The sequence below is a fragment of the Streptomyces sp. NPDC051218 genome (genome assembly GCF_044455475.1).
Classification (GTDB): Bacteria; Actinomycetota; Actinomycetes; order Streptomycetales; family Streptomycetaceae; genus Streptomyces.
The window spans coordinates 107,107-126,587 of sequence record NZ_JBITEU010000015.1 but is presented as its reverse complement, the minus strand read 5'-3'; the positions used below and the strand labels follow the sequence as shown (position 1 = coordinate 126,587).

The 19,481-nt window shown below is 69.7% G+C and carries 20 protein-coding genes; 9 read left to right on the top strand and 11 right to left on the bottom strand.

Going from position 1 to position 19,481, the window contains the following annotated elements; genetic code table 11:
• Positions 1–10: 10 nt before the first annotated feature.
• The 5 genes from folP (at position 11) to ACIBCK_RS36000 (ending at position 3,082) form a co-directional block, all read left to right on the top strand.
• On the top strand, positions 11–883 hold the full coding sequence (folP, locus tag ACIBCK_RS36020) for a dihydropteroate synthase (protein ID WP_399397165.1): 873 nt from the start codon (positions 11–13) through the stop codon (positions 881–883).
• Entirely contained in the window at positions 880–1,410 is a 531-nt protein-coding gene (locus ACIBCK_RS36015; protein WP_399397163.1) for a nuclear transport factor 2 family protein, read from the top strand. The genes folP and ACIBCK_RS36015 overlap by 4 nt, the downstream gene beginning before the upstream one ends.
• A 133-nt stretch (positions 1,411–1,543) precedes the next feature.
• On the top strand, positions 1,544–1,903 hold the full coding sequence (folB, locus tag ACIBCK_RS36010; RefSeq protein ID WP_160506392.1) for a dihydroneopterin aldolase: 360 nt from the start codon (positions 1,544–1,546) through the stop codon (positions 1,901–1,903).
• Complete coding sequence (gene folK / locus ACIBCK_RS36005; RefSeq protein WP_399397161.1) at positions 1,900–2,511, top strand: 2-amino-4-hydroxy-6-hydroxymethyldihydropteridine diphosphokinase; 612 nt, start codon at positions 1,900–1,902, stop codon at positions 2,509–2,511. The genes folB and folK overlap by 4 nt, the downstream gene beginning before the upstream one ends.
• Positions 2,512–2,596: 85 nt before the next feature.
• Entirely contained in the window at positions 2,597–3,082 is a 486-nt protein-coding gene (locus ACIBCK_RS36000; RefSeq protein WP_399397159.1) for a DUF3180 domain-containing protein, read from the top strand.
• A gap of 22 nt (positions 3,083–3,104) precedes the next feature.
• Here the strand turns inward: ACIBCK_RS36000 and folE are convergent, their stop codons facing one another.
• From folE to dacB, 6 genes are all read right to left on the bottom strand, one after another.
• Positions 3,105–3,710: a GTP cyclohydrolase I FolE gene (folE, locus tag ACIBCK_RS35995; RefSeq protein ID WP_399397157.1), complete on the bottom strand. Its 606-nt coding sequence runs from the start codon at positions 3,708–3,710 to the stop codon at positions 3,105–3,107.
• Positions 3,711–3,830: 120 nt separating this feature from the next.
• Complete coding sequence (gene ftsH, locus ACIBCK_RS35990; protein ID WP_367044020.1) at positions 3,831–5,864, bottom strand: ATP-dependent zinc metalloprotease FtsH; 2,034 nt, start codon at positions 5,862–5,864, stop codon at positions 3,831–3,833.
• A 204-nt stretch (positions 5,865–6,068) separates the two neighbouring features.
• Positions 6,069–6,629, bottom strand: coding sequence for a hypoxanthine phosphoribosyltransferase (gene hpt, locus ACIBCK_RS35985; protein ID WP_135330538.1), 561 nt, complete (start codon positions 6,627–6,629; stop codon positions 6,069–6,071).
• 51 nt (positions 6,630–6,680) lie between these two features.
• Positions 6,681–7,793: a tRNA lysidine(34) synthetase TilS gene (gene tilS, locus ACIBCK_RS35980; RefSeq protein WP_399397155.1), complete on the bottom strand. Its 1,113-nt coding sequence runs from the start codon at positions 7,791–7,793 to the stop codon at positions 6,681–6,683.
• A gap of 236 nt (positions 7,794–8,029) precedes the next feature.
• Positions 8,030–9,151, bottom strand: coding sequence for a zinc-dependent metalloprotease (locus ACIBCK_RS35975; RefSeq protein WP_399397153.1), 1,122 nt, complete (start codon positions 9,149–9,151; stop codon positions 8,030–8,032).
• 131 nt (positions 9,152–9,282) lie between these two features.
• Positions 9,283–10,863 (bottom strand): D-alanyl-D-alanine carboxypeptidase/D-alanyl-D-alanine-endopeptidase, encoded by a 1,581-nt coding sequence (gene dacB, locus ACIBCK_RS35970; RefSeq protein WP_399397151.1) that lies wholly within the window; start codon positions 10,861–10,863, stop codon positions 9,283–9,285.
• Between the two features lie 85 nt (positions 10,864–10,948).
• Between dacB and ACIBCK_RS35965 the strand changes: the two genes are divergently transcribed.
• Together ACIBCK_RS35965 and ACIBCK_RS35960 are read left to right on the top strand one after the other, a co-directional pair.
• Positions 10,949–11,437, top strand: a complete 489-nt coding sequence (locus ACIBCK_RS35965) for an inorganic diphosphatase (protein ID WP_135330561.1) — start codon at positions 10,949–10,951, stop codon at positions 11,435–11,437.
• Positions 11,438–11,566: 129 nt separating this feature from the next.
• On the top strand, positions 11,567–13,240 hold the full coding sequence (locus ACIBCK_RS35960) for a threonine/serine exporter ThrE family protein (protein ID WP_399397149.1): 1,674 nt from the start codon (positions 11,567–11,569) through the stop codon (positions 13,238–13,240).
• 23 nt (positions 13,241–13,263) lie between these two features.
• Here ACIBCK_RS35960 and ACIBCK_RS35955 read toward each other — a convergent pair whose 3' ends face one another.
• Positions 13,264–13,956, bottom strand: a complete 693-nt coding sequence (locus ACIBCK_RS35955; RefSeq protein WP_399397147.1) for a DedA family protein — start codon at positions 13,954–13,956, stop codon at positions 13,264–13,266.
• 138 nt (positions 13,957–14,094) lie between these two features.
• On the opposite strand from ACIBCK_RS35955, the gene ACIBCK_RS35950 reads away from it, so the two are divergent.
• Positions 14,095–14,463 (top strand): YbjQ family protein, encoded by a 369-nt coding sequence (locus ACIBCK_RS35950; RefSeq protein ID WP_399397146.1) that lies wholly within the window; start codon positions 14,095–14,097, stop codon positions 14,461–14,463.
• Between the two features lie 49 nt (positions 14,464–14,512).
• On the opposite strand, the gene ACIBCK_RS35945 is transcribed toward ACIBCK_RS35950, so the two are convergent.
• The gene (locus ACIBCK_RS35945; protein ID WP_399397144.1) at positions 14,513–15,271 is read right to left on the bottom strand and encodes a MerR family transcriptional regulator; all 759 of its coding nucleotides are present in this window, start codon (positions 15,269–15,271) and stop codon (positions 14,513–14,515) included.
• Positions 15,272–15,391: 120 nt separating this feature from the next.
• On the opposite strand from ACIBCK_RS35945, the gene ACIBCK_RS35940 reads away from it, so the two are divergent.
• Positions 15,392–16,819, top strand: coding sequence for a glutamate decarboxylase (locus ACIBCK_RS35940; protein WP_399397142.1), 1,428 nt, complete (start codon positions 15,392–15,394; stop codon positions 16,817–16,819).
• Positions 16,820–16,843: 24 nt separating this feature from the next.
• Here the strand turns inward: ACIBCK_RS35940 and ACIBCK_RS35935 are convergent, their stop codons facing one another.
• The 3 genes from ACIBCK_RS35935 to ACIBCK_RS35925 form a co-directional block, all read right to left on the bottom strand.
• Positions 16,844–17,647: an ABC transporter permease gene (locus ACIBCK_RS35935; protein ID WP_399397277.1), complete on the bottom strand. Its 804-nt coding sequence runs from the start codon at positions 17,645–17,647 to the stop codon at positions 16,844–16,846.
• Positions 17,648–17,685: 38 nt separating this feature from the next.
• The gene (locus ACIBCK_RS35930) at positions 17,686–18,660 is read right to left on the bottom strand and encodes an ATP-binding cassette domain-containing protein (protein WP_399397140.1); all 975 of its coding nucleotides are present in this window, start codon (positions 18,658–18,660) and stop codon (positions 17,686–17,688) included.
• A 144-nt stretch (positions 18,661–18,804) separates the two neighbouring features.
• A complete protein-coding gene (locus ACIBCK_RS35925) occupies positions 18,805–19,446 on the bottom strand; it encodes a PadR family transcriptional regulator (RefSeq protein WP_399397139.1) in 642 nt (213 codons plus the stop codon).
• Between the last annotated feature and the right edge of the window lie 35 nt (positions 19,447–19,481).

Below are 19,481 nucleotides of genomic sequence, written 5' to 3'. Positions count from 1 at the left end.
GGCTGGAGGTATGAGTACGTTGCGCGGGCGGGGATCGGTCGAGGGGCTGCCGGAGTGGGGCCGCTGTGCGGTCATGGGGGTCGTGAACGTGACCCCGGACTCCTTCTCCGACGGGGGCCGCTGGTTCGACACCACGGCCGCCGTCAAGCACGGCATCGACCTGGTCGCCCAGGGCGCCGACCTGGTCGACGTGGGCGGCGAGTCGACCCGCCCCGGCGCCCCGCGCGTGGACGAGGACGAGGAGCTGCGGCGCGTCGTCCCCGTCGTACGGGGCCTCGCCGCCGAGGGCGTCACGGTCTCCGTGGACACCATGCGCGCCACCGTCGCCGAGCAGGCGCTCTCCGCGGGCGCCGTCCTGGTGAACGACGTCAGCGGCGGCCTCGCCGACGAGCGCATGGTCCCCGCGGTCGCCGCCGCCGGTGCGCCCTTCGTGGTGATGCACTGGCGCGGCTTCCTCACCGACATCCACGCCAAGCCCGTCTACGAAGACGTGGTCTCCGAAGTCGTCGACGAGCTCCACGCGCGCGTGCGGGCCGCCATCGAGGGCGGCATCGCCCCCGAGCGCATCGTCATCGACCCCGGTCTCGGCTTCTCCAAGGACGCCGAGCACGACCTCGCGCTCCTGGCCCGCGTCGACCGCCTGCGTGAGATCGGCCACCCGATCCTGGTCGCCGCCTCCCGCAAGCGCTTCCTCGGCCGCGTCCTCGCCGGCCCGGAGGGTGCGCCGCCGCCCGCCCGCGAGCGTGACGCGGCCACCGCCGCGGTCTCCGCCATCGCCGCCCACCAGGGCGCGTGGGCGGTCCGCGTGCACGAGGTGCGGGCCACCGCCGACGCCGTCCGCGTCGCACACGCCGTGACCAGCGCGGCGGGCGGTCCTCGGTGACCGGGGCCAGGACCGACGTCGAACAGGTCGAGCAGGCCAACACGGCCTTCTACGAAGCACTGGAGCGCGGCGACTTCGACGAGCTCTCCGACCTCTGGCTGGACGCGGAAGCGGCCCCGGAAACGGAACCCGACCCCGACGCCCGGGACGACGAGGACGCCGCGGAGGACGGCGACGAAGCCAAGATCTCCTGCGTCCACCCGGGCTGGCCGGTCCTCACGGGCCGCGGCGAGGTCCTCAGGTCGTACGCACTGATCATGGCGAACACCGAGTACATCCAGTTCTTCCTCACCGACGTGCACGTCGGGGTGGCCGGCGACACCGCCCTGGTGACCTGCACGGAGAACATCCTCAGCGGCGGCCCGCCCCCCGAGGGCGGCGGTGAACTCGGCCCGCTCGTCGGGCAGCTCGTCGTCGCCACCAATGTGTTCCGCCGCACGGTCGACGGCTGGAAGCTCTGGTCGCACCACGCCTCTCCCGTACTGGCCGAAACCGATGACGAAGAGGGCGAGGAGTCCCCCTCCTAAGTGGGTAGGTGCGGTTCCGGAAGCCCCCGCGGGCAAGAGCTGTCAGTGCGCGCAGGTAGATTCGATCGAGGCTGGTGTGCCGACCGCACTCGGTGCAGGCCTGCCGATAACGACGATTGCAGGAGTGATTCGCGTGGATCGTGTCGCGCTGCGCGGCCTCAAGGCCCGCGGGCACCACGGTGTCTTTCCGCGGGAACGCGAAGAGGGCCAGACCTTCATCGTGGACCTGGTCCTTGGCCTGGACACCCGTGCGGCCGCCGCCGACGACGACCTGGCGAAGACCGTGCACTACGGCGTCGTGGCCGAGGAGGTCGTGGCCGCCGTGGAAGGTGATCCGGTGGACCTCATCGAGACTCTCGCCGAGCGCATCGCCCAGACGTGTCTGAAGCACGAGGGAGTCCTGGAGGTCGAGGTGTGCGTCCACAAACCGGACGCCCCGATCACCGTCCCCTTCGACGATGTGACCGTCACCATCACCCGGAGCCGAGTATGACCGCGTTTTCCACGCAAGGGCAGAGCGACCCGACCGTCCAGCCGGTGCCCACCGCCGTGGTCGAGCAGGTCGACGCCGCCGACACCACCCTCTCCAACCCCAAACGCGCCGTGATCTCCCTCGGCAGCAATCTCGGCAACCGCCTGGAGACGCTGCAGGGCGCCGTCGACGCCCTGGAGGACACCCCCGGCCTGCGCGTCAAGGCTGTCTCCCCGGTGTACGAGACGGAGCCCTGGGGCGTGGATCCCGGCAGCCAGCCGTCGTACTTCAACGCGGTGGCCGTGGTGAAGACGACGCTGCCGCCGTCCTCGCTCCTGGAGCGGGCCCAGGCCATCGAGGAAGCCTTCCACCGCGTACGGGACGAGCGCTGGGCCGCCCGCACGATCGACGTCGACATCGTGGCGTACGCGGACATCGTCTCGGACGACCCCGACCTCACGCTCCCCCACCCGCGTGCGCACGAACGTGCCTTCGTCCTCGCCCCCTGGCACGACGTGGAGCCCGAGGCACAGCTCGCGGGCCACGGCCAGGTCGCCGAGCTGCTCACCAAGGTCACCCGCGAGGGCGTCGCGCCCCGTGTCGACCTGGAACTCCGTCTGCCCGAGTAATCGTTAGGGTCTATCGGACCCGCACGATCGAGATCGACGAGAAGCTCGACGAGAAGCGGGTCCGTACGACGATGAAGGGTCATCCGTGAAGCAGCTGCGCATCAGGACACTGGCCGGCCTCTTCCTGGTGGCCGGGGTGCTGTCCTGGGCGGGCGCCCGGCTGTGGGACTCCGTGGGCACGCTCCCCCGGGTCCCGCTGGCCGCGCCCATCGTGCTCGCGGTGATCGCCGCGGTGCTGCTCGCCACGGCGCTCTCCCTGCGCTCCCGGCTGCGCGCCCAGCGCGAGCGGCGCCCCGGAGCGAAGGGCGTCGAGCCGATGATGGCCGCGCGCGCGGTCGTCTTCGGCCAGGCGAGCGCCCTGGTCGCCGCCCTGGTCGCCGGGATGTACGGCGGCACGGGCGCCTTCCTGCTGGAGTATCTGGACGTCCCGGCCCGCCGCGACCAGGCCATCTACGCAGGGCTCTCCCTGGTGGCAGGCATCGCGGTGATAGCGGCCGCCTTCTTCCTGGAGCGAGTCTGCAGGCTCCCGGAGGACGACGACGAGAACGGCGGAACGGCCGCGGCCGCCTGAGCGGCCGGCGCGCGGGGCTTCGCTAGCGCGCCATGATGAGGCTCATCGCCTCGTTGCGCGTCGCGGGGTCACGGAGCTGTCCCCGCACCGCCGAGGTGATCGTCTTGGCGCCCGGCTTGCGCACCCCGCGCATGGTCATGCACATGTGCTCGCACTCGACGACGACGATGACACCGCGCGGCTCCAGGATCTCCATCAGGGAGTCCGCCACCTGCGTCGTCAGCCGCTCCTGGACCTGCGGCCGGCGTGCGTACACGTCCACGAGGCGGGCGAGCTTGGACAGGCCGGTGATCTTGCCGTCGGACGACGGGATGTAACCGACGTGCGCGACGCCGTGGAAGGGGACCAGGTGGTGCTCACAGGAGCTCTGCACCTCGATGTCCTTCACCAGGACCATCTCGTCGTGGCCGAGATCGAACGTCGTCGTCAGGACATCCTCGGCCTTGAGCCACAGACCGCCGAATATCTCCCTGTACGCCCGTGCCACGCGACCGGGCGTCTCCCGCAAGCCCTCGCGGTCCGGGTCCTCCCCGACCGCGATCAGCAGCTCGCGCACGGCGTTCTCGGCTCGCTTCTCGTCGAACTCGCCGATCGTGCCCTCGCCGTCCAGCGTCACGGGGTCGGTCATGTGTGCCTCGTTCCTAGCGTTCCACGCACCGGTTGCGTCCGTGCGTACGAAAAACTGCGCCCCCCAGGCTAGAACCTGGGGGGCGCAGCATCCATTCCGGGCCTGCTGAGGCGCTCGGGGTCAGCTCTCGGGGCGGTCCTCCGGGGCCACCTCGATGCCGGTCGCGGGCGGGGCCTCCGTGCCCGCGGTCACCGCGGGCGTGGTGCCGTTCGCACCGTTCGTCAGTGACAGCTCCCGGGGGGAGAGCACCGGCGGACGGGTCGAGGGCGTGCGCCGCGAGGAACCGGTCCACGCCGGGCGGGCCGGACGCTTCACGATGCCTGCGAAGACCTCGGCGATCTGTTCCTTGTTGAGCGTCTCCTTCTCGAGGAGCTGCAGAACGAGGTTGTCGAGAACGTCGCGATTCTCGACGAGGATCTCCCACGCTTCGTTGTGCGCGGTCTCGATGAGCTTCTTGACCTCTTCGTCGACCAGCGCCGCGACCTCTTCCGAGTAATCGCGCGGGTGGCCCATCTCGCGGCCCAGGAACGGCTCGGTGTTGTCACCGCCGAACTTGATCGCGCCGAGCCGCTCGGTCATGCCGTACTGCGTGACCATGGCACGTGCGGTCGCGGTGGCCTTCTCGATGTCGTTCGCCGCGCCCGTCGTCGGGTCGTGGAAGACGAGCTCCTCGGCCGCGCGCCCGCCCAGCATGTACGCGAGCTGGTCGAGCATTTCGTTGCGCGTGGTCGAGTACTTGTCCTCTTCGGGCAGGACCATGGTGTAACCCAGGGCCCGGCCGCGCGACAGGATCGTGATCTTGTGGACCGGGTCCGAGTTCGGAGACGCCGCCGCGACCAGGGCGTGTCCGCCCTCGTGGTACGCGGTGATCTTCTTCTCCTTGTCGGACATGATCCGCGTCCGCTTCTGCGGACCCGCCACGACGCGGTCGATCGCCTCGTCCAGTGCGTGATTGTCGATCAGCTTCTTGTCGCCGCGCGCCGTGAGGAGCGCCGCTTCGTTCAGCACGTTCGACAGGTCGGCGCCCGTGAACCCGGGCGTACGCCGCGAGACCGCGCCCAGGTCGACGTCCGGGGCGACCGGCTTGCCCTTCTGGTGAACCTTGAGGATCTCCAGACGGCCCTGCATGTCCGGGCGGTCGACCGCGATCTGACGGTCGAAACGACCGGGGCGAAGCAGCGCCGGGTCGAGGATGTCGGGGCGGTTCGTGGCGGCGATCAGGATGACGCCGCCCTTCACGTCGAAGCCGTCCATCTCGACGAGCAGCTGGTTCAGCGTCTGCTCGCGCTCGTCGTGACCGCCGCCCATACCGGCACCGCGGTGCCGGCCGACGGCGTCGATCTCGTCGACGAAGACGATCGCCGGGGCGTTCGCCTTGGCCTGCTCGAAGAGGTCACGCACTCGCGAGGCACCGACACCGACGAACATCTCGACGAAGTCGGAACCGGAGATCGAGTAGAAGGGGACGCCGGCCTCACCCGCGACAGCGCGCGCGAGGAGCGTCTTACCCGTGCCGGGCGGCCCGTACAGGAGCACGCCCTTGGGGATCTTGGCCCCGACGGCCTGGAACTTGGCGGGCTCCTGGAGGAACTCCTTGATCTCGTGGAGTTCTTCGACTGCCTCGTCCGATCCGGCCACATCGGAGAACGTCGTCTTCGGGGTGTCCTTGGTGATCAGCTTGGCCTTGGACTTCCCGAACTGCATGACCCGGGAGCCGCCGCCCTGCATCTGATTCATCAGGAACAGGAAGACAACGACGATGAGTACGAAGGGGAGCAGGGAAAGAAGGATGCCGACGAACGGGTTCTGCTTCGACGGCGAGACGGTGTAACCGTCCGGGATCTTCTTGTCCTGGTACTTGTCCTGCAAGGTCTTGGCGATGTCGACACCTTGGTTGCCGATGTAACTCGCCTGGATCTTGCTGCTGTCCTTGACCTTCTGGCCGTCCTTGAGCTCGACCTTGATGGTCGACTCGTCACCGGTGGTGAGCTTGGCGGATTCGACCTTGTCGTCGTTGATCGCCTGCACAACCTGGCCGGTGTCCACCGTCTTGTAGCCGCCGGACGAACCGACGACCTGCATCAACACGACCACGGCAAGGACGGCCAGCACGATCCACATGACTGGCCCACGGAAGTATCGCTTCACGTCCATCCATACGGAGCGATGACGCCCCGTCCCTCCTGCCATAGTGAGTTTGATAAAGACTGTTCTTCGGACGGTACCCCAGCATTGTCACCCGAAGCCGCACGGGACGGCTGACAAACCCGTCTTCGCATGCTTCAACGCCGGGAAACGGGTGAGGGTTCCCGGCCGCCCCCGCCGAGTTGGCCGTGAGGGGGCCGAGGCTCCCGGTGATCAGCCGCCGTAGACGTGCGGTGCGAGGGTGCCGACGAACGGCAGGTTGCGGTACTTCTCCGCGTAGTCCAGGCCGTACCCGATGACGAACTCGTTCGGGATGTCGAAGCCGACCCACTCCACGTCGATCGCGACCTTGGCGGCCTCGGGCTTGCGCAGCAGCGTGCACACCTTCAGCGACGCCGGCTCGCGCGAGCCGAGGTTGGAGAGCAGCCAGGACAGCGTCAGACCGGAGTCGATGATGTCCTCGACGATCAGGACGTGCTTGCCCTTGATGTCGGTGTCCAGGTCCTTGAGGATCCGCACGACACCGGAGGACTGGGTGCCCGCGCCGTACGACGACACGGCCATCCAGTCCATGGTGAGCGGGGTGGACAGCGCACGCGCGAGGTCCGCCATGACCATCACCGCGCCCTTGAGCACACCGACGATCAGCAGGTCCTTGCCCGCGTACTCCGCGTCGATCTTCGCGGCCAGCTCGGCCAGCTTCGCGTCGATCTCTTCCTTGGTGATGAGCACCGACTGAAGGTCGGTGCCCATGTCTTTCGCGTCCACCCGCATCACTTTCGGTCGTCCGTCACACCGGCTGCGTGGGACCCGGGGGTCCCTCGGTCAACAGCCTTGCCGGATCACCAGTCTGCCACCCTGGCGCTGGGCGACGACTTTGCCCGGGAGATTGATGGCTCCCTGGCCGCGCCAGCCCGTGATCAGCCGGTCGACTTCTTCGAGATGCCGGGCGAACAGCGCCCCGGCCGGGGCGCCCGCCTCGATGGCCGCGCGGCGGACGATGCGGCGGCGCACGGCGGGCGGCAGGGCGTAGAGCTTCGCGCACTCCAGGAGTCCCGCGGCGTCGCGCACGGAGGCTTCCGCCTGCGCGGCCCAGTGGTCCAGGGCGTCGGCGTCATCCCGGGACAACTGGGCCGTACGGGCGAGTGCTTCCACGACGCCCTTGCCGAGCGCCTTCTCCAGGGCGGGCAGGCCTTCGTGCCGCAGCCGCGAGCGGGTGTAGGCGGGGTCGGTGTTGTGCGGGTCGTCCCAGACGGGCAGCGACTGGACCATGCAGGCCTTGCGGGCCGTCTGCCGGTCGATGTGCAGGAAGGGGCGGCGGTAGCGCCGGTCGGCGCCCGGACCGCCGGACACGGCCGCCATCCCGGACAGGGAGCGGATGCCGGAGCCGCGGGCGAGCCCCAGCAGGACGGTCTCCGCCTGGTCGTCGCGGGTGTGGCCGAGCAGGATCGCGGCGGCGCCATGGCGCTCCGCCACGGCGTCGAGCGCGCCGTACCTCGCGTCGCGGGCAGCGGCCTCGGGGCCGCCGTCCCTGCCGACGTCGACGGCGACGGACTCGATCGGGTCCAGGCCGAGTGCGGTGAGCCGCGAGACGACCTCGGCGGCGCGCAGGTCGGACCCGTCCTGCAGTCCGTGGTCGACGGTCACGCCGCCGGCGCGGATGCCGAGCTTGGGGGCCTCGAAGGCGAGCGCGGAGGCGAGCGCCATGGAGTCGGCGCCGCCGGAGCAGGCGACCAGCACGAGTGGCGGCGTGGCCTGCTCGCGTGGAGGCTGGGCGTGAGCGGAACCTGAGGGGACGTGCTCGGGGCTGCGCTGTGCGTCGGGGCGCCGTGGAGCGGCGCGGTGGGCGTCGTCGGTGCGCTGTACGTCGGTCAGTACGTCGTGGAGTACGCGGCGGACCGCCAGGCGTATCGCCGCGACCGCAGGATGGGGACCCATGTCCGGTTCCCTTCATGAAGTTCGGGGGTGAGCCTCGGACCTGTCACTCAGGACCGCTCTCGGGGGATCGGCCCTCAGACAGATCCCACGAGGTTAGTCACTCAGAGTGTGTCGATGGTGACAGAGCCGAGCCGTTCCCCGAGCATTGCACGCCTACCCATGGCTCACGGTCCCTCGGACGGGTGATTGCGGGGGCGTACGCCTGCCATCGGCCGCAACTCGCTCCCCTGCCGGCCTCACTCTCCCTTACGGTGCACCCGCGCGACCCAGTCCGCCGGTTTGGAGATCTCCGACTTGGTGGGCAGCGTGTTCGGCGAAGTCCACACCCGGTTGAAGCCGTCCATTCCGACCTCCTCCACCACCGCGCGCACAAAACGCTCACCGTCGCGGTATTGGCGCAATTTCGCGTCGAGGCCGAGCAGCTTGCGCAGCGCCTGGTCAAGGCGGCTCGCCCCGCGGGCCCTGCGCTGCTGGAACTTCTCCCGGATCTCGCCGACGGAGGGCACCACGTCGGGGCCGACTCCGTCCATCACGAAGTCGGCGTGCCCCTCGAGGAGTGACATGACGGCCGTGAGGCGGGCGAGGATCTCGCGCTGGGCGGGGGTCTGGACCAGCTCCACGATGGAGCGGCCCCCGTCGTCCTCCTCGCCCTCGGGACGGCCGCCTGCGAGGGACTGGGCGGCTTCCCTGATGCGTTCGAGGACCGTCATCGGGTCGACCTCGGTCTCGGAGAGGAATGACTGGATCTCCCCCTCCAGGTGGTCCCGCAGCCAGGGCACGGCGGAGAACTGGGTGCGGTGCGTCTCCTCGTGCAGGCACACCCAGAGCCTGAAGTCATGGGGGTCCACGTCGAGTTCGCGCTCGACGTGCACGATGTTCGGCGCCACCAGGAGGAGCCTGCCGCCGCCGTGCTGGCCCGCGGGGAGGTCGCGGGTGGCCGGGGCGAAGGTCTCGTACTGCCCGAGGACGCGTGAGGCGAGGAAGGAGAGCAGCATCCCCAGCTCCACGCCGGTGACCTTGCCGCCGACCGCGCCGAGCACGGCACCGCCGGGGCCGCCGGAGCGCCGGTCCTGCATCTTGTCCAGGAGGGGCTTGAGGATCTCCCGGAAACCGGCGACGTTCGCCTTGATCCACCCGGCACGGTCGACGACGAGCACCGGGGTGTCGTGAATGTCCTCCGTGCCCATCCGGGTGAAGGAACGGACGTGCTCCTCCGAAGACTTCGCATGCTTCCGGAGCTCGGCGACGATGGCACGCGCCTCGTCCCGGCTCACTTCTGGACCCGGCCGCACGAGCCGGGTCGCGGTCGCCACCGCGAGATTCCAGTCGACCATCTCCACACCACCGATGCTCGTCATGCGTCAACGGTACGTGCTCGGCCCCTCCTGCGGAGGTGGTTGACCCCCGAGATTGCCCTACCCAGGGCCCGTAGGGGTCAACGGGAAGCGATTGAAATCAGACCGTCCATCGCCTGCGACTCCGAGGCCCGCTACCGGCAACCGCACTTCGCCACCGCCGACGCCATCTCGTCCAGGGCCGCCTGGGCCGCCTTGGGGTCGCTTGTGCCCGTGGTCATGAAGGCGAAGACCAGGAGGCGGCCTTCCGTGTCCACGACCGTGCCCGCCAAGGTGTTCACGCCGGTCAGGGTGCCGGTCTTGGCGCGTACGACGCCGGTGCCCGGGGAGTCCTCGGGGTAGCGGTCGACCAGGGTGCCCGTGAAGCCCGCCACGGGCAGGCCCGTCACCACCGAGCGCAGTTCCGGGTGGGCGGGGTCGGCGGCGCGGGCCAGGAGCGCGGCGAGGAGCTCCGCCGAGCTGCGGTCCGCGCGGTCCAGACCGCTGCCGTCCGCGAACTTCGTTCCGGAGAGAGGGAGTTGCGACTTCTTGAGCTGGGCCGCGATCGCCCTGCCCGCGCCGTCGAAGCTCACCGGCTCCTTGGCGGCGAGCGCCGTCTGGCGGGCCAGCGCCTCGGCGATGTCGTTGTCGCTGTGCGTCAGCATCCGCTCCACGAGCGCCGAGAGCGGCGGGGACTCGACCTTGGCGAGGGAATCGGCGCGCTCGGAAGCCTTGGAGGGACCCGGCTCCTTCTTCTCCTTGGCGCCCGCACCCGTCTGGATGCCCTCCTTCTCCAGGAGGCCCGCGAACTTCTTCGCGGCGTCCCCCGCCGGGTCGCCCGAGCGCGGGGCGGGGCCGCTGGACGAGTCGTCGAGGCGGCCCTCGTCGGCCATCAGGGCGCTGACCAGCGTGAGGTTCTCGTTCGGGCCGATGGGGTGCTGCTGCTCCCCCGAGTAGAGCGAGGTGTCGTACGTGAGGGTCACCTTGTCGACGCCGCGGTCCTTCAGGGCGCGCGCGGTGCCCTTCGCCAGTTTCCGCAGGCTCGCGGCGCTCTTCGCGTACGGGCCGTCCTTGCGGGCCGTGAGCGTCGGGTCGCCGCCTCCGACGAGGATGACCTCCTTGGAGTCCGGCTCGATGACCGTCTTCGTGGTGATGCGGTGGTCCGCCCCCGCCGAGGTCAGCGCCGCGACCGCCGTGGCGATCTTGGTGGTGGACGCCGGCGTGAGGGCGTCGCCGCCGCCCTTGCCGTAGACCCGCCGCCCGGAGCCCGCGTCGATGACGACCGCCGAGCGCTCGGGACCGAGCGCCGTGGCCTTGAGGAGCGGATCGAGGACGCCCGCGAGCGCCTTGCCGTCCGGAGCGGGCGCGGAGCCGCCGTGCGCGGAGCCCGCGCGCACGCCGAGCCCCTTGAGCACGGAAGGGGCGCTCGGCGGCGCCGCGGGCGCCCGTCCGGACGTACGACCGCCGTGATCTGTGCCACCCCCGGCCTCCTGGGAGGCCGCCCAGTCCCGCTCGGCCGTACGCTGACCGGAGGAGTCCCAGGGCCCGGCCGCGGCCACGGCACCAGCCGCGATCGCGAGTCCGACGGTTGCCGCACCCGCTGTGAGCTGCAGGGTCTTGCGCTTCGCAGGAGTCCTGAGAGCGGCGGAGATCTTGGGAGCCGACGGCTTGGGAAGCTGCCTCAGGAGCTTGCCGACCTGCTGCCGGGTCTGCTGCCAAGGCTTGAGCTCGGGCACGACGACCAGCCCCTTTCGCGATCACACATCTGCGTGAGGGACACTTAACCACCCGAAGTATGTGCTGATCATGGAGGAGCCACCCGTGGAGTTCGACGTCACCATCGAGATTCCGAAGGGTTCGCGGAACAAGTACGAGGTGGACCACGAGACCGGCCGGATCCGCTTGGACCGTCGCCTCTTCACGTCGACCAGCTACCCCGCGGACTACGGATTCGTCGAGAACACCCTCGGCGAGGACGGTGACCCGCTGGACGCCCTCGTCATCCTGGACGAGCCGACCTTCCCGGGCTGCCTCATCAAGTGCCGCGCGATCGGCATGTTCCGGATGACCGACGAGGCGGGCGGCGACGACAAGCTGCTCTGCGTCCCGGCGTCGGACCCCCGTGTGGAGCACCTGCGCGACATCCACCACGTCTCCGAGTTCGACCGCCTGGAGATCCAGCACTTCTTCGAGGTCTACAAGGACCTGGAGCCCGGCAAGTCCGTCGAGGGCGCCGACTGGGTCGGCCGCGCGGACGCCGAGGCCGAGATCGAGAAGTCGTACAAGCGTGCGGAGGCCCAGGGTCACTGAGTGCCCCTGCGAAGCCCCTGACGGGCCGCGTGATCTTCACGAAGACCACGCGGCCCGTTCGCGTATCTGTGCGCATACTGTTCGTACTGGAGGTGCGCAAGGTTCGTATGTGGGAGCGAGGCAGTGAAAGTGGCTGATCAGGAGGCCGAAGACCGTAAGCCACAGTCGGATGAGGCCCGGAGTGCGTTCACTCAGCCCACCGGTGTGATGCCGCAGCCACCGGCACCCGAGGACGAGTCGCAGACCACCTCCGAGTTTGCGCTCCCGAACGGTATGGCGAATCCCTCGTCGACCACGCAGGAGACCGAGAAGTCGGCGTTCACCACGCCGAACACCTACAGCTCCCGCAACGCGCCACCCGCGTTCACGCCCCCGCACGGCATCCCCCTGGTGAAGCTCACCAAGGAGACGCCCTGGCAGGACCAGATGCGCACGATGCTGCGCATGCCGGTCGCCGAGCGGCCCACTCCGGAAGCCACGCAGAAGCACGAGGACGAGACCGGGCCCGCGGTGCCGCGCGTGCTCGACCTGACGCTGCGTATCGGCGAGCTGCTGCTCGCGGGCGGTGAGGGCGCCGAGGACGTCGAGGCGGCGATGTTCGCCGTCTGCCGCAGTTACGGCCTCGACCGCTGCGAGCCGACCGTCACGTTCACGCTGCTCTCGATCTCGCACCAGCCGTCCCTGGTCGACGACCCGATCACGGCCTCCAGGACGGTGCGCCGAAGGGGCACCGACTACACCCGTCTCGCGGCCGTCTTCCAGCTGGTGGACGACATCAGCGACACGGACATCGAGATCACCCTGGAGGAGGCCTACCGCCGCCTCGCGGCGATACGCCGTAACCGCCACCCCTACCCCGGCTGGGCGCTCACCGCGGCCAGCGGGCTGCTCGCGGGCTCGGCATCCGTGCTCGTCGGCGGTGGCGCCCTGGTCTTCCTGATCGCGGCGGTCGGCGCGATGCTCGGCGACCGTCTCGCGTGGCTCTGCGCGGGCCGCGGGCTTCCGGAGTTCTACCAGTTCGTGGGGGCCGCGATGCCGCCCGCCGCGATGGGCGTCACGCTGAGTGTCCTGCACTCCCAGGAGGTCAACGCGTCCGCGGTGATCACCGGTGGCCTCTTCGCGCTGATCCCGGGAAGAGCCCTGGTCGCAGGCGTACAGGACGGCCTGACCGGCTACTACATCACGGCGGCCGCGCGCCTGCTGGAGGTCTGCTATCTCGTCGTGGGCATCGTCTGCGGCGTGCTGCTCGTGCTGTCGCTCGGCGTGATGCTGGACGCGACGAGCCTGCAGGCGGAGACGGCGTTCGTGGCGACCGACTCGCGCCCGGTGATCCAGATCCTGGCGTCGATGGCGCTGAGCCTCGCCTTCGCGATACTGCTCCAGCAGGAACGTCACACCGTGCTCATCGTGACCCTGAACGGCGGTATCGCCTGGGTCATGTTCGGCGCCCTCGCGCAGACGTCCCTTGAGCTGTCGCCGGTCGCCGCGACGGCCGTCGCGGCCGGCCTCGTGGGTCTGTTCGGCCAGCTCTTCTCGCGCTACCGCTTCGCCTCTTCACTGCCGTACGTCACCGCGGCGATCGGCCCGCTGCTGCCCGGCAGCGCGACGTACTTCGGCCTGCTCGCCCTGGCCCAGAACGACATGAACACGGGCATCAACTCGCTCACCAAGGCGGCGGCGACGGCCCTTGCCATCGCGATCGGCGTGAACCTCGGAAGCGAGGTCTCGCGGATGATCCTCAAGATCCCGGGGGCCACCACGGCGGCGAACCGCCGGGCGGCGAAGCGGACCCGAGGCTTCTGACCCCGGGTCCCACCGGTGACCGGCTAGCGCTTCGCGTGCCGGCCGCGGGACGCCGGGGCGGCTCCGGGGGCCTCGCCCTCGGCCGCTGCCGCCTTCTTGGACTTGCTGCGCGCCCGCAGGAACTCGATCGCGATCGGCACCACCGAGATCAGAACGATCAGGATGAGGATCGCCTCGATGTTCTTGTGCACGAAGTCGATCTTGCCGAGCCAGGCGCCGAGCATCGTGACACCGGCACCCCAGAGGATGCCGCCGATGATGTTGAACGTGATGAACGAGCGGTACCGCATGCCGCTGACGCCGGCGATGATCGGCGTGAACGTCCGCACGATGGGCACGAAGCGGGCCAGGACCAGCGACTTCGGGCCGTACTTCTCGAAGAACTCGTGCGCCTTGACCACGTTCTCCTGCTTGAACAGCTTGGAGTCCGGGCGGTTGAAGAGCGCGGGGCCGACCTTCTTGCCGAAGAGATAGCCCGCCTGGTCGCCGAGGATCGCGGCGATGCAGATGAGGACGATGCAGAGCCAGAGCGGGAAGTCGAGCTGCTTCGTCGTGATCAGCAGGCCCGTCGTGAACAGCAGCGAGTCACCCGGCAGGAAGAAGCCGATGAGCAGGCCCGACTCGGCGAAGACGATCGCGAGCAGGCCCCAGACCCCGAACGTGTTCAGGAGGTAATCCGGATCCAGCCAGCTTGGTCCGAGCGCAAGCGTCGTCACGGTTCGGGGCTCCTGTGGGTGAGAGGGCGATGCGGCGGGGGGATGGCCGCCCAAAGCTATCAACGCGGGGTGTCGTGCCCTGGTTCCACTGTTCTCCCCAGGGTGCACTGTGCGTGTTCTGGGGCAAAGCTGTGTGCCATGGGTATCGAAGACTTCGGCGGTGGCACCGATCCGCGCTCCGACGTACTGGTCGTGACGACGAACGACGTACCGGGCTACCGCGTACAACAGGTTATCGGTGAGGTCTTCGGCCTCACCGTGCGCTCCCGGCACTTGGGCAGCCAGATCGGCGCCGGCCTCAAGTCCATGATCGGCGGCGAGCTGAAGGGACTGACGAAAACGCTGGTGGAGACCCGCAACCAAGCGATGGAGCGGCTCATCGAGCAGGCACGCGCGCGGGGCGCCAACGCGGTCCTGATGATGCGCTTCGACGTCGCCGAGGCCGCGGATGTCGGCACCGAGGTGTGCGCGTACGGCACGGCGGCCGTGATCGTCCAGGAGTCATGACAGTAAGGGGCACCCGCCCATGGCGGGTGCCCCTTACTGATCCCCCTGCTCAGCCGTTCCGCGCCGCGTTCGCCACGATCGCGTCCCGCATATAGACCGCGAGCCCCGGCCGGATCGCCTCGTAGACGGCCGTGAACCGCTCGTCCGCCACGTACATCTCGCCGAGGCAGGTGTGCAGCTCGTGCGAGCAGGTGTAGTGGAAGCGCCCGATGAAGCGGCGGTGCTCCTCCGCCACGTCCATCGCCTCCACCGAGTCCGCCGGCAGATCCCGGGTGAGCAGCTCCGCCATGCGCGCGTGCACCGCGGAGAACTCGTCGTTGATCCGCTGCCAGTCCTCCTTGGTGTACGAGGCGGCCTTGCGCTGCGACTCCTTGTAGGCCTCGGTGTGGCCCCAGCGGCGTTCGACCTCGTCCGCGTACTGCTCGGGGTCGTGGTCCCCGAAGACCTCGAACTTCTCCTCGGGCGTGAGGTTGATGCCCATCTTCTTCGCCTCCATGGCGGTCTCGACGGCGGCGGCCATCTCCTGGAGCTTGGTGATCCTCGCGGTCAGCAGTTCGTGCTGACGGCGCAGGTGCACCCGTAGGTCCGTCTCCGGGTCGTCCAGGAGGGCCGCCACCTCGTCGAGGGGGAAGCCGAGCTCCCGGTAGAAGAGGATCTGCTGCAGCCGGTCCAGGTCGCCGTCGGTGTAGCGCCGGTGGCCCGTACGGCTGCGCTCGCTGGGCACGAACAGGCCGATCTCGTCGTAGTGGTGCAGCGTGCGCACCGTCACCCCGGCGAAACCGGCGACCCGCCCCACGGAGTAGCTCATGGCTTCCGCCTCTCTCTCGGTACGCACCTCAGCCTGAGTCCTCACGTCGCGTGAGGTGCAAGTGCGGACCCCGGCAGCCGCCCATATCCTCACCAACGGGGGCATGAAAGGAGACCGACCATGCCGCTCCACCGCAGCGAGGACCAGGAAGCCGACTCCAAGGGGCGCAGCCTCGCGGTGAACCCCTTCTACGGAGCAGCCGACCCGGTCAGCGGCATGACCGAGGCCCCGCCCAAGCACCGCCTGCCCGACGGGCCGGTGCCGCCCACGACGGCGTACCAGCTGGTGCACGACGAGCTGATGCTGGACGGCAACTCACGGCTCAACCTCGCCACCTTCGTCACCACCTGGATGGAACCGCAGGCCGGCGTCCTCATGGCGGAGTGCCGGGACAAGAACATGATCGACAAGGACGAGTACCCGCACACCGCCGAGCTGGAGCGGCGCTGCGTGGCCATGCTCGCCGACCTGTGGCACGCGCCGGACCCGGCGGCCGCCGTCGGCTGTTCGACGACCGGGTCGAGCGAGGCGTGCATGCTCGCCGCCATGGCGCTCAAGCGCCGCTGGGCCAAGGACGAACGCAACCGCGACCGCTATCCGTCGCCCTCCGCCCGCCCGAACCTCGTCATGGGCGTCAACGTCCAGGTCTGCTGGGACAAGTTCTGCAACTTCTGGGAGGTCGAGCCGCGCCTGGTCCCCATGGAGGGCGACCGGTTCCACCTCGACCCGGCGGCCGCCGCCGAGCTCTGCGACGAGAACACGATCGGCGTCGTGGCCGTGCTCGGCTCCACCTTCGACGGGTCGTACGAGCCCGTGGCCGAGCTCTGCGCGGCCCTGGACGCCCTCCAGGAGCGCACGGGGCTCGACATCCCCGTGCACGTCGACGGCGCGTCCGGGGCGATGGTGGCGCCCTTCCTCGACGAGGACCTGGAGTGGGACTTCCGGCTGCCGAGGGTCGCCTCGATCAACACCTCGGGCCACAAGTACGGCCTCGTCTACCCGGGCGTCGGCTGGGCGCTGTGGCGGGACGCGGACGCGCTGCCGGAGGAGCTGGTCTTCCGGGTGAACTACCTCGGCGGTGACATGCCGACGTTCGCGCTGAACTTCTCCCGGCCGGGCGCGCAGGTCGCCGCGCAGTACTACACGTTCCTGCGCCTGGGCCGCGAGGGCTACCGCGCCGTCCAGCAGACGGCCAGGGACGTCGCCCGTGGCCTCGCGGACCGCATCGAGGCGCTCGGCGACTTCCGGCTGATCACCCGCGGGGACCAGCTGCCGGTCTTCGCCTTCACGACACGGGACGACGTGACGGCGTACGACGTCTTCGACGTGTCCCGGCGGCTCCGCGAGCGCGGCTGGCTGGTCCCCGCGTACACCTTCCCGGCCAACCGCGAGGATCTGGCGGTCCTCCGCGTGGTCTGCCGCAACGGGTTCACGGCCGACCTCGCGGAGCTCTTCATGGCGGATCTGAGCAGCCTGGTGCCCGAACTGCGGGAGCAGCCCCGCCCGTTCACCCGGGACCGGGACGCGGCGACGAGCTTCCACCACTAGGCGGCACACCGCGCCCCGGAGGGGCTACTTGCTGAGCCCGCCGAACCTCCGTACCGCCAGCGGCATGAACACCCCCACGAGCACCACGGGCCACACCACGGCGAGCAGCCCCGCGTGCTCGGCGGCCCAGGAAGTACCCACCACCCCGGGGTCGTTGCCGAACAGATCACGCACGGCCGTGGCCGTCGCCGACATCGGGTTCCACTCGACCGTCGCGCCGAGCCAGCCCGGCATGTTCTGCGGGACCGTGAAGGCGTTGGAGAGGAACCCCACCGGCCAGACCAGGATCTGCACGGCTACGACCAGCTCCGGTCTGCCCGCGACCATCGCCAGGTGGATGCCGATCCACAGCATCGCGAACCGCAGCAGGAGCAGCAGGCCCACCGCGCCTAGCGCAGCGCCGAAGGAGCCGTGCCAGCGCCAGCCGATCGCGAGTCCGACGCCGATCATGACGAGCAGCGAGGCGAGCGACTGGAGCATGTCGGCGGCCGAACGGCCCACCAGGACCGCGCCGTTGGTCATCGGCATGGACCGGAAGCGGTCGATCACACCCTTGTTGAGGTCCTGGGTGACGGCGACCATCGTCGCGTCCAGGCCGAAGGCCATGGTCAGCGCGAACATGCCGGGCACCAGGAACTCGGCGTAGTCGCCCGCGATGCCCTTTCCGCCGCCGATCAGGTAGTTGAACATCAGCAGCAGCATCACCGGGAAGACCAGGCCGACCAGGACCTGCACGGGCTGCCGTGCCCAGTGCGCGAGTTCGCGCCGCGTCATGGTCCAGGAGTCGATCACGGCCCACCGTGCGGGCGCGCCGCTCGCCACCGGCATCCGGCTGCGCGTCGGTGTACCGCTCGCCATCGTCGTACTCACACGGCCTCCTTCGTACGTTCCTGGTGATCCGCCGTACGTTCCTGGTCATCCGCGCGGCCCGTCAGGCGCAGGAACACCTCGTCCAGGGTCGGCCTGCGCACCGCGATGTCCTCGGCCTCGACCCCGGCCTCCCGCAGGGCCTGTACGACCCCGGTGAGCGCCTCCATGCGGTCGACCACCGGAGCGCTCGCCAGGCGCCGGTCCACGTCCACGGTGGCGTCGCCCGGCAAGAGGCGTGCGGCAAGGTCCAGTTGAGCCGCGTCCCGAACCACCACGTCGATCCGGTCACCGCCCGTCCTCGACTTCAGCTCGTCCGCCGTGCCGTCCGCGATGACCCGGCCCCGGTCGATCACCGAGATGCGGTGGGCGAGCTGGTCCGCCTCTTCGAGGTACTGCGTGGTGAGCAGCACCGTCGTCCCGCCGTCGACCAGGGAGCGCACCGCCACCCAGACCTCCGTGCGGCCCCGGGGGTCGAGCCCGGTCGTCGGCTCGTCCAGGAACAGCACGTCCGGCTCCGTGACGAGCGAGGCCGCGAGGTCCAGGCGGCGCCGCATACCGCCGCTGTACTGCTTGACCGCCTTGCGCCCCGTATCCCCGAGACCGAACCGCTCCAGGAGCTCGTCGGCCCGCACGCGCGCGTGGCGTGCGCCCAGGTGGTGGAGCCGCCCGAACATGTCCAGGTTCTGGCGGCCGCTCAACTCCTCGTCCAGCGCGGCGTGCTGACCGAGCAGCCCGATGCGCCTGCGCACCTCGTCGGGACTGCGCCGCACGTCGTACCCGGCGACCTCCACCCGGCCCTCGTCCGCCCGCAGCAGCGTGGCGAGCACCCGCACCGCGGTGGTCTTGCCGGCGCCGTTCGGGCCGAGCACGCCGTGCACCGTGCCGCGCCCGACCGTCAGGTCGAGGCCGTCGAGCGCCCACTTGTCCCCGTACCGCTTCCGTGCGCCCTCGACGACGATCGCGTCCGTCATCCGTCTCCCTTCAAGCCCCTGCCCCACCCCCGTAGTCAAACTTGACTACGGGCCAACGCGAAGGAAGGTATCCCCGGACCGCGGATTAGTCAAACTTGATCAGCAGTACTTCTTCGCCGCCCGACACGGGCACCCCGCCGCCGGTCAGTACTCGTCCCCCGCGTGCGGCTCCCCGGTCCCGAACGGGTTCTCCTCACCCTCGGCGAGGACGCCGACGAACGGCTCACCCTCCCCCGCGAATGTGTACGCGCCGCCCTCGATCCGCGCGATCAGGCCGCGGGTCCACTCCACACCCCCGTCGGCCGTGTGCACCCAGAGGTTCATGATCTCGCCGATGTGCCCGAGCTGCTCAGGCCCTTCCTCCGGGGTGTAGTACTCCGTGACGGACCTGCGCCATTCCTCGATGCCCCGCACCCGCTGCTTCAGGAGCTCGACCGCCTCGTCGCGGGGCAGGTCGACGATGAAGCCGAGAGCCGCCGAGAGCATGTCGGGCCGCTGGTCGTACGAGACCAGGTTGGACCGGAGCAGGTTCAGGTACTCCTCGGTGCCCGCGTCCGTCATCTCGTACTCCGTGCGCGGCGGGCCGCCCGCGGTCGACGGGGCGATCTCGTGCGCGAGCAGCAGGCCTTGCTTGGCCATCTGCTTCAACGCGTGGTAGATCGAGCCGGGCTTGGCGTTGGACCACTCATGGGCGCCCCAGTACTCCAGGTCGTTGCGGACCTGATAGCCGTGGGCCCGCCCGTGCTGACGGACGGCGCCGAGGACAAGGAGTCGGATCGCCGACATCAAAGCCACCTCCTTCTAATCAATTTTGATTAGAC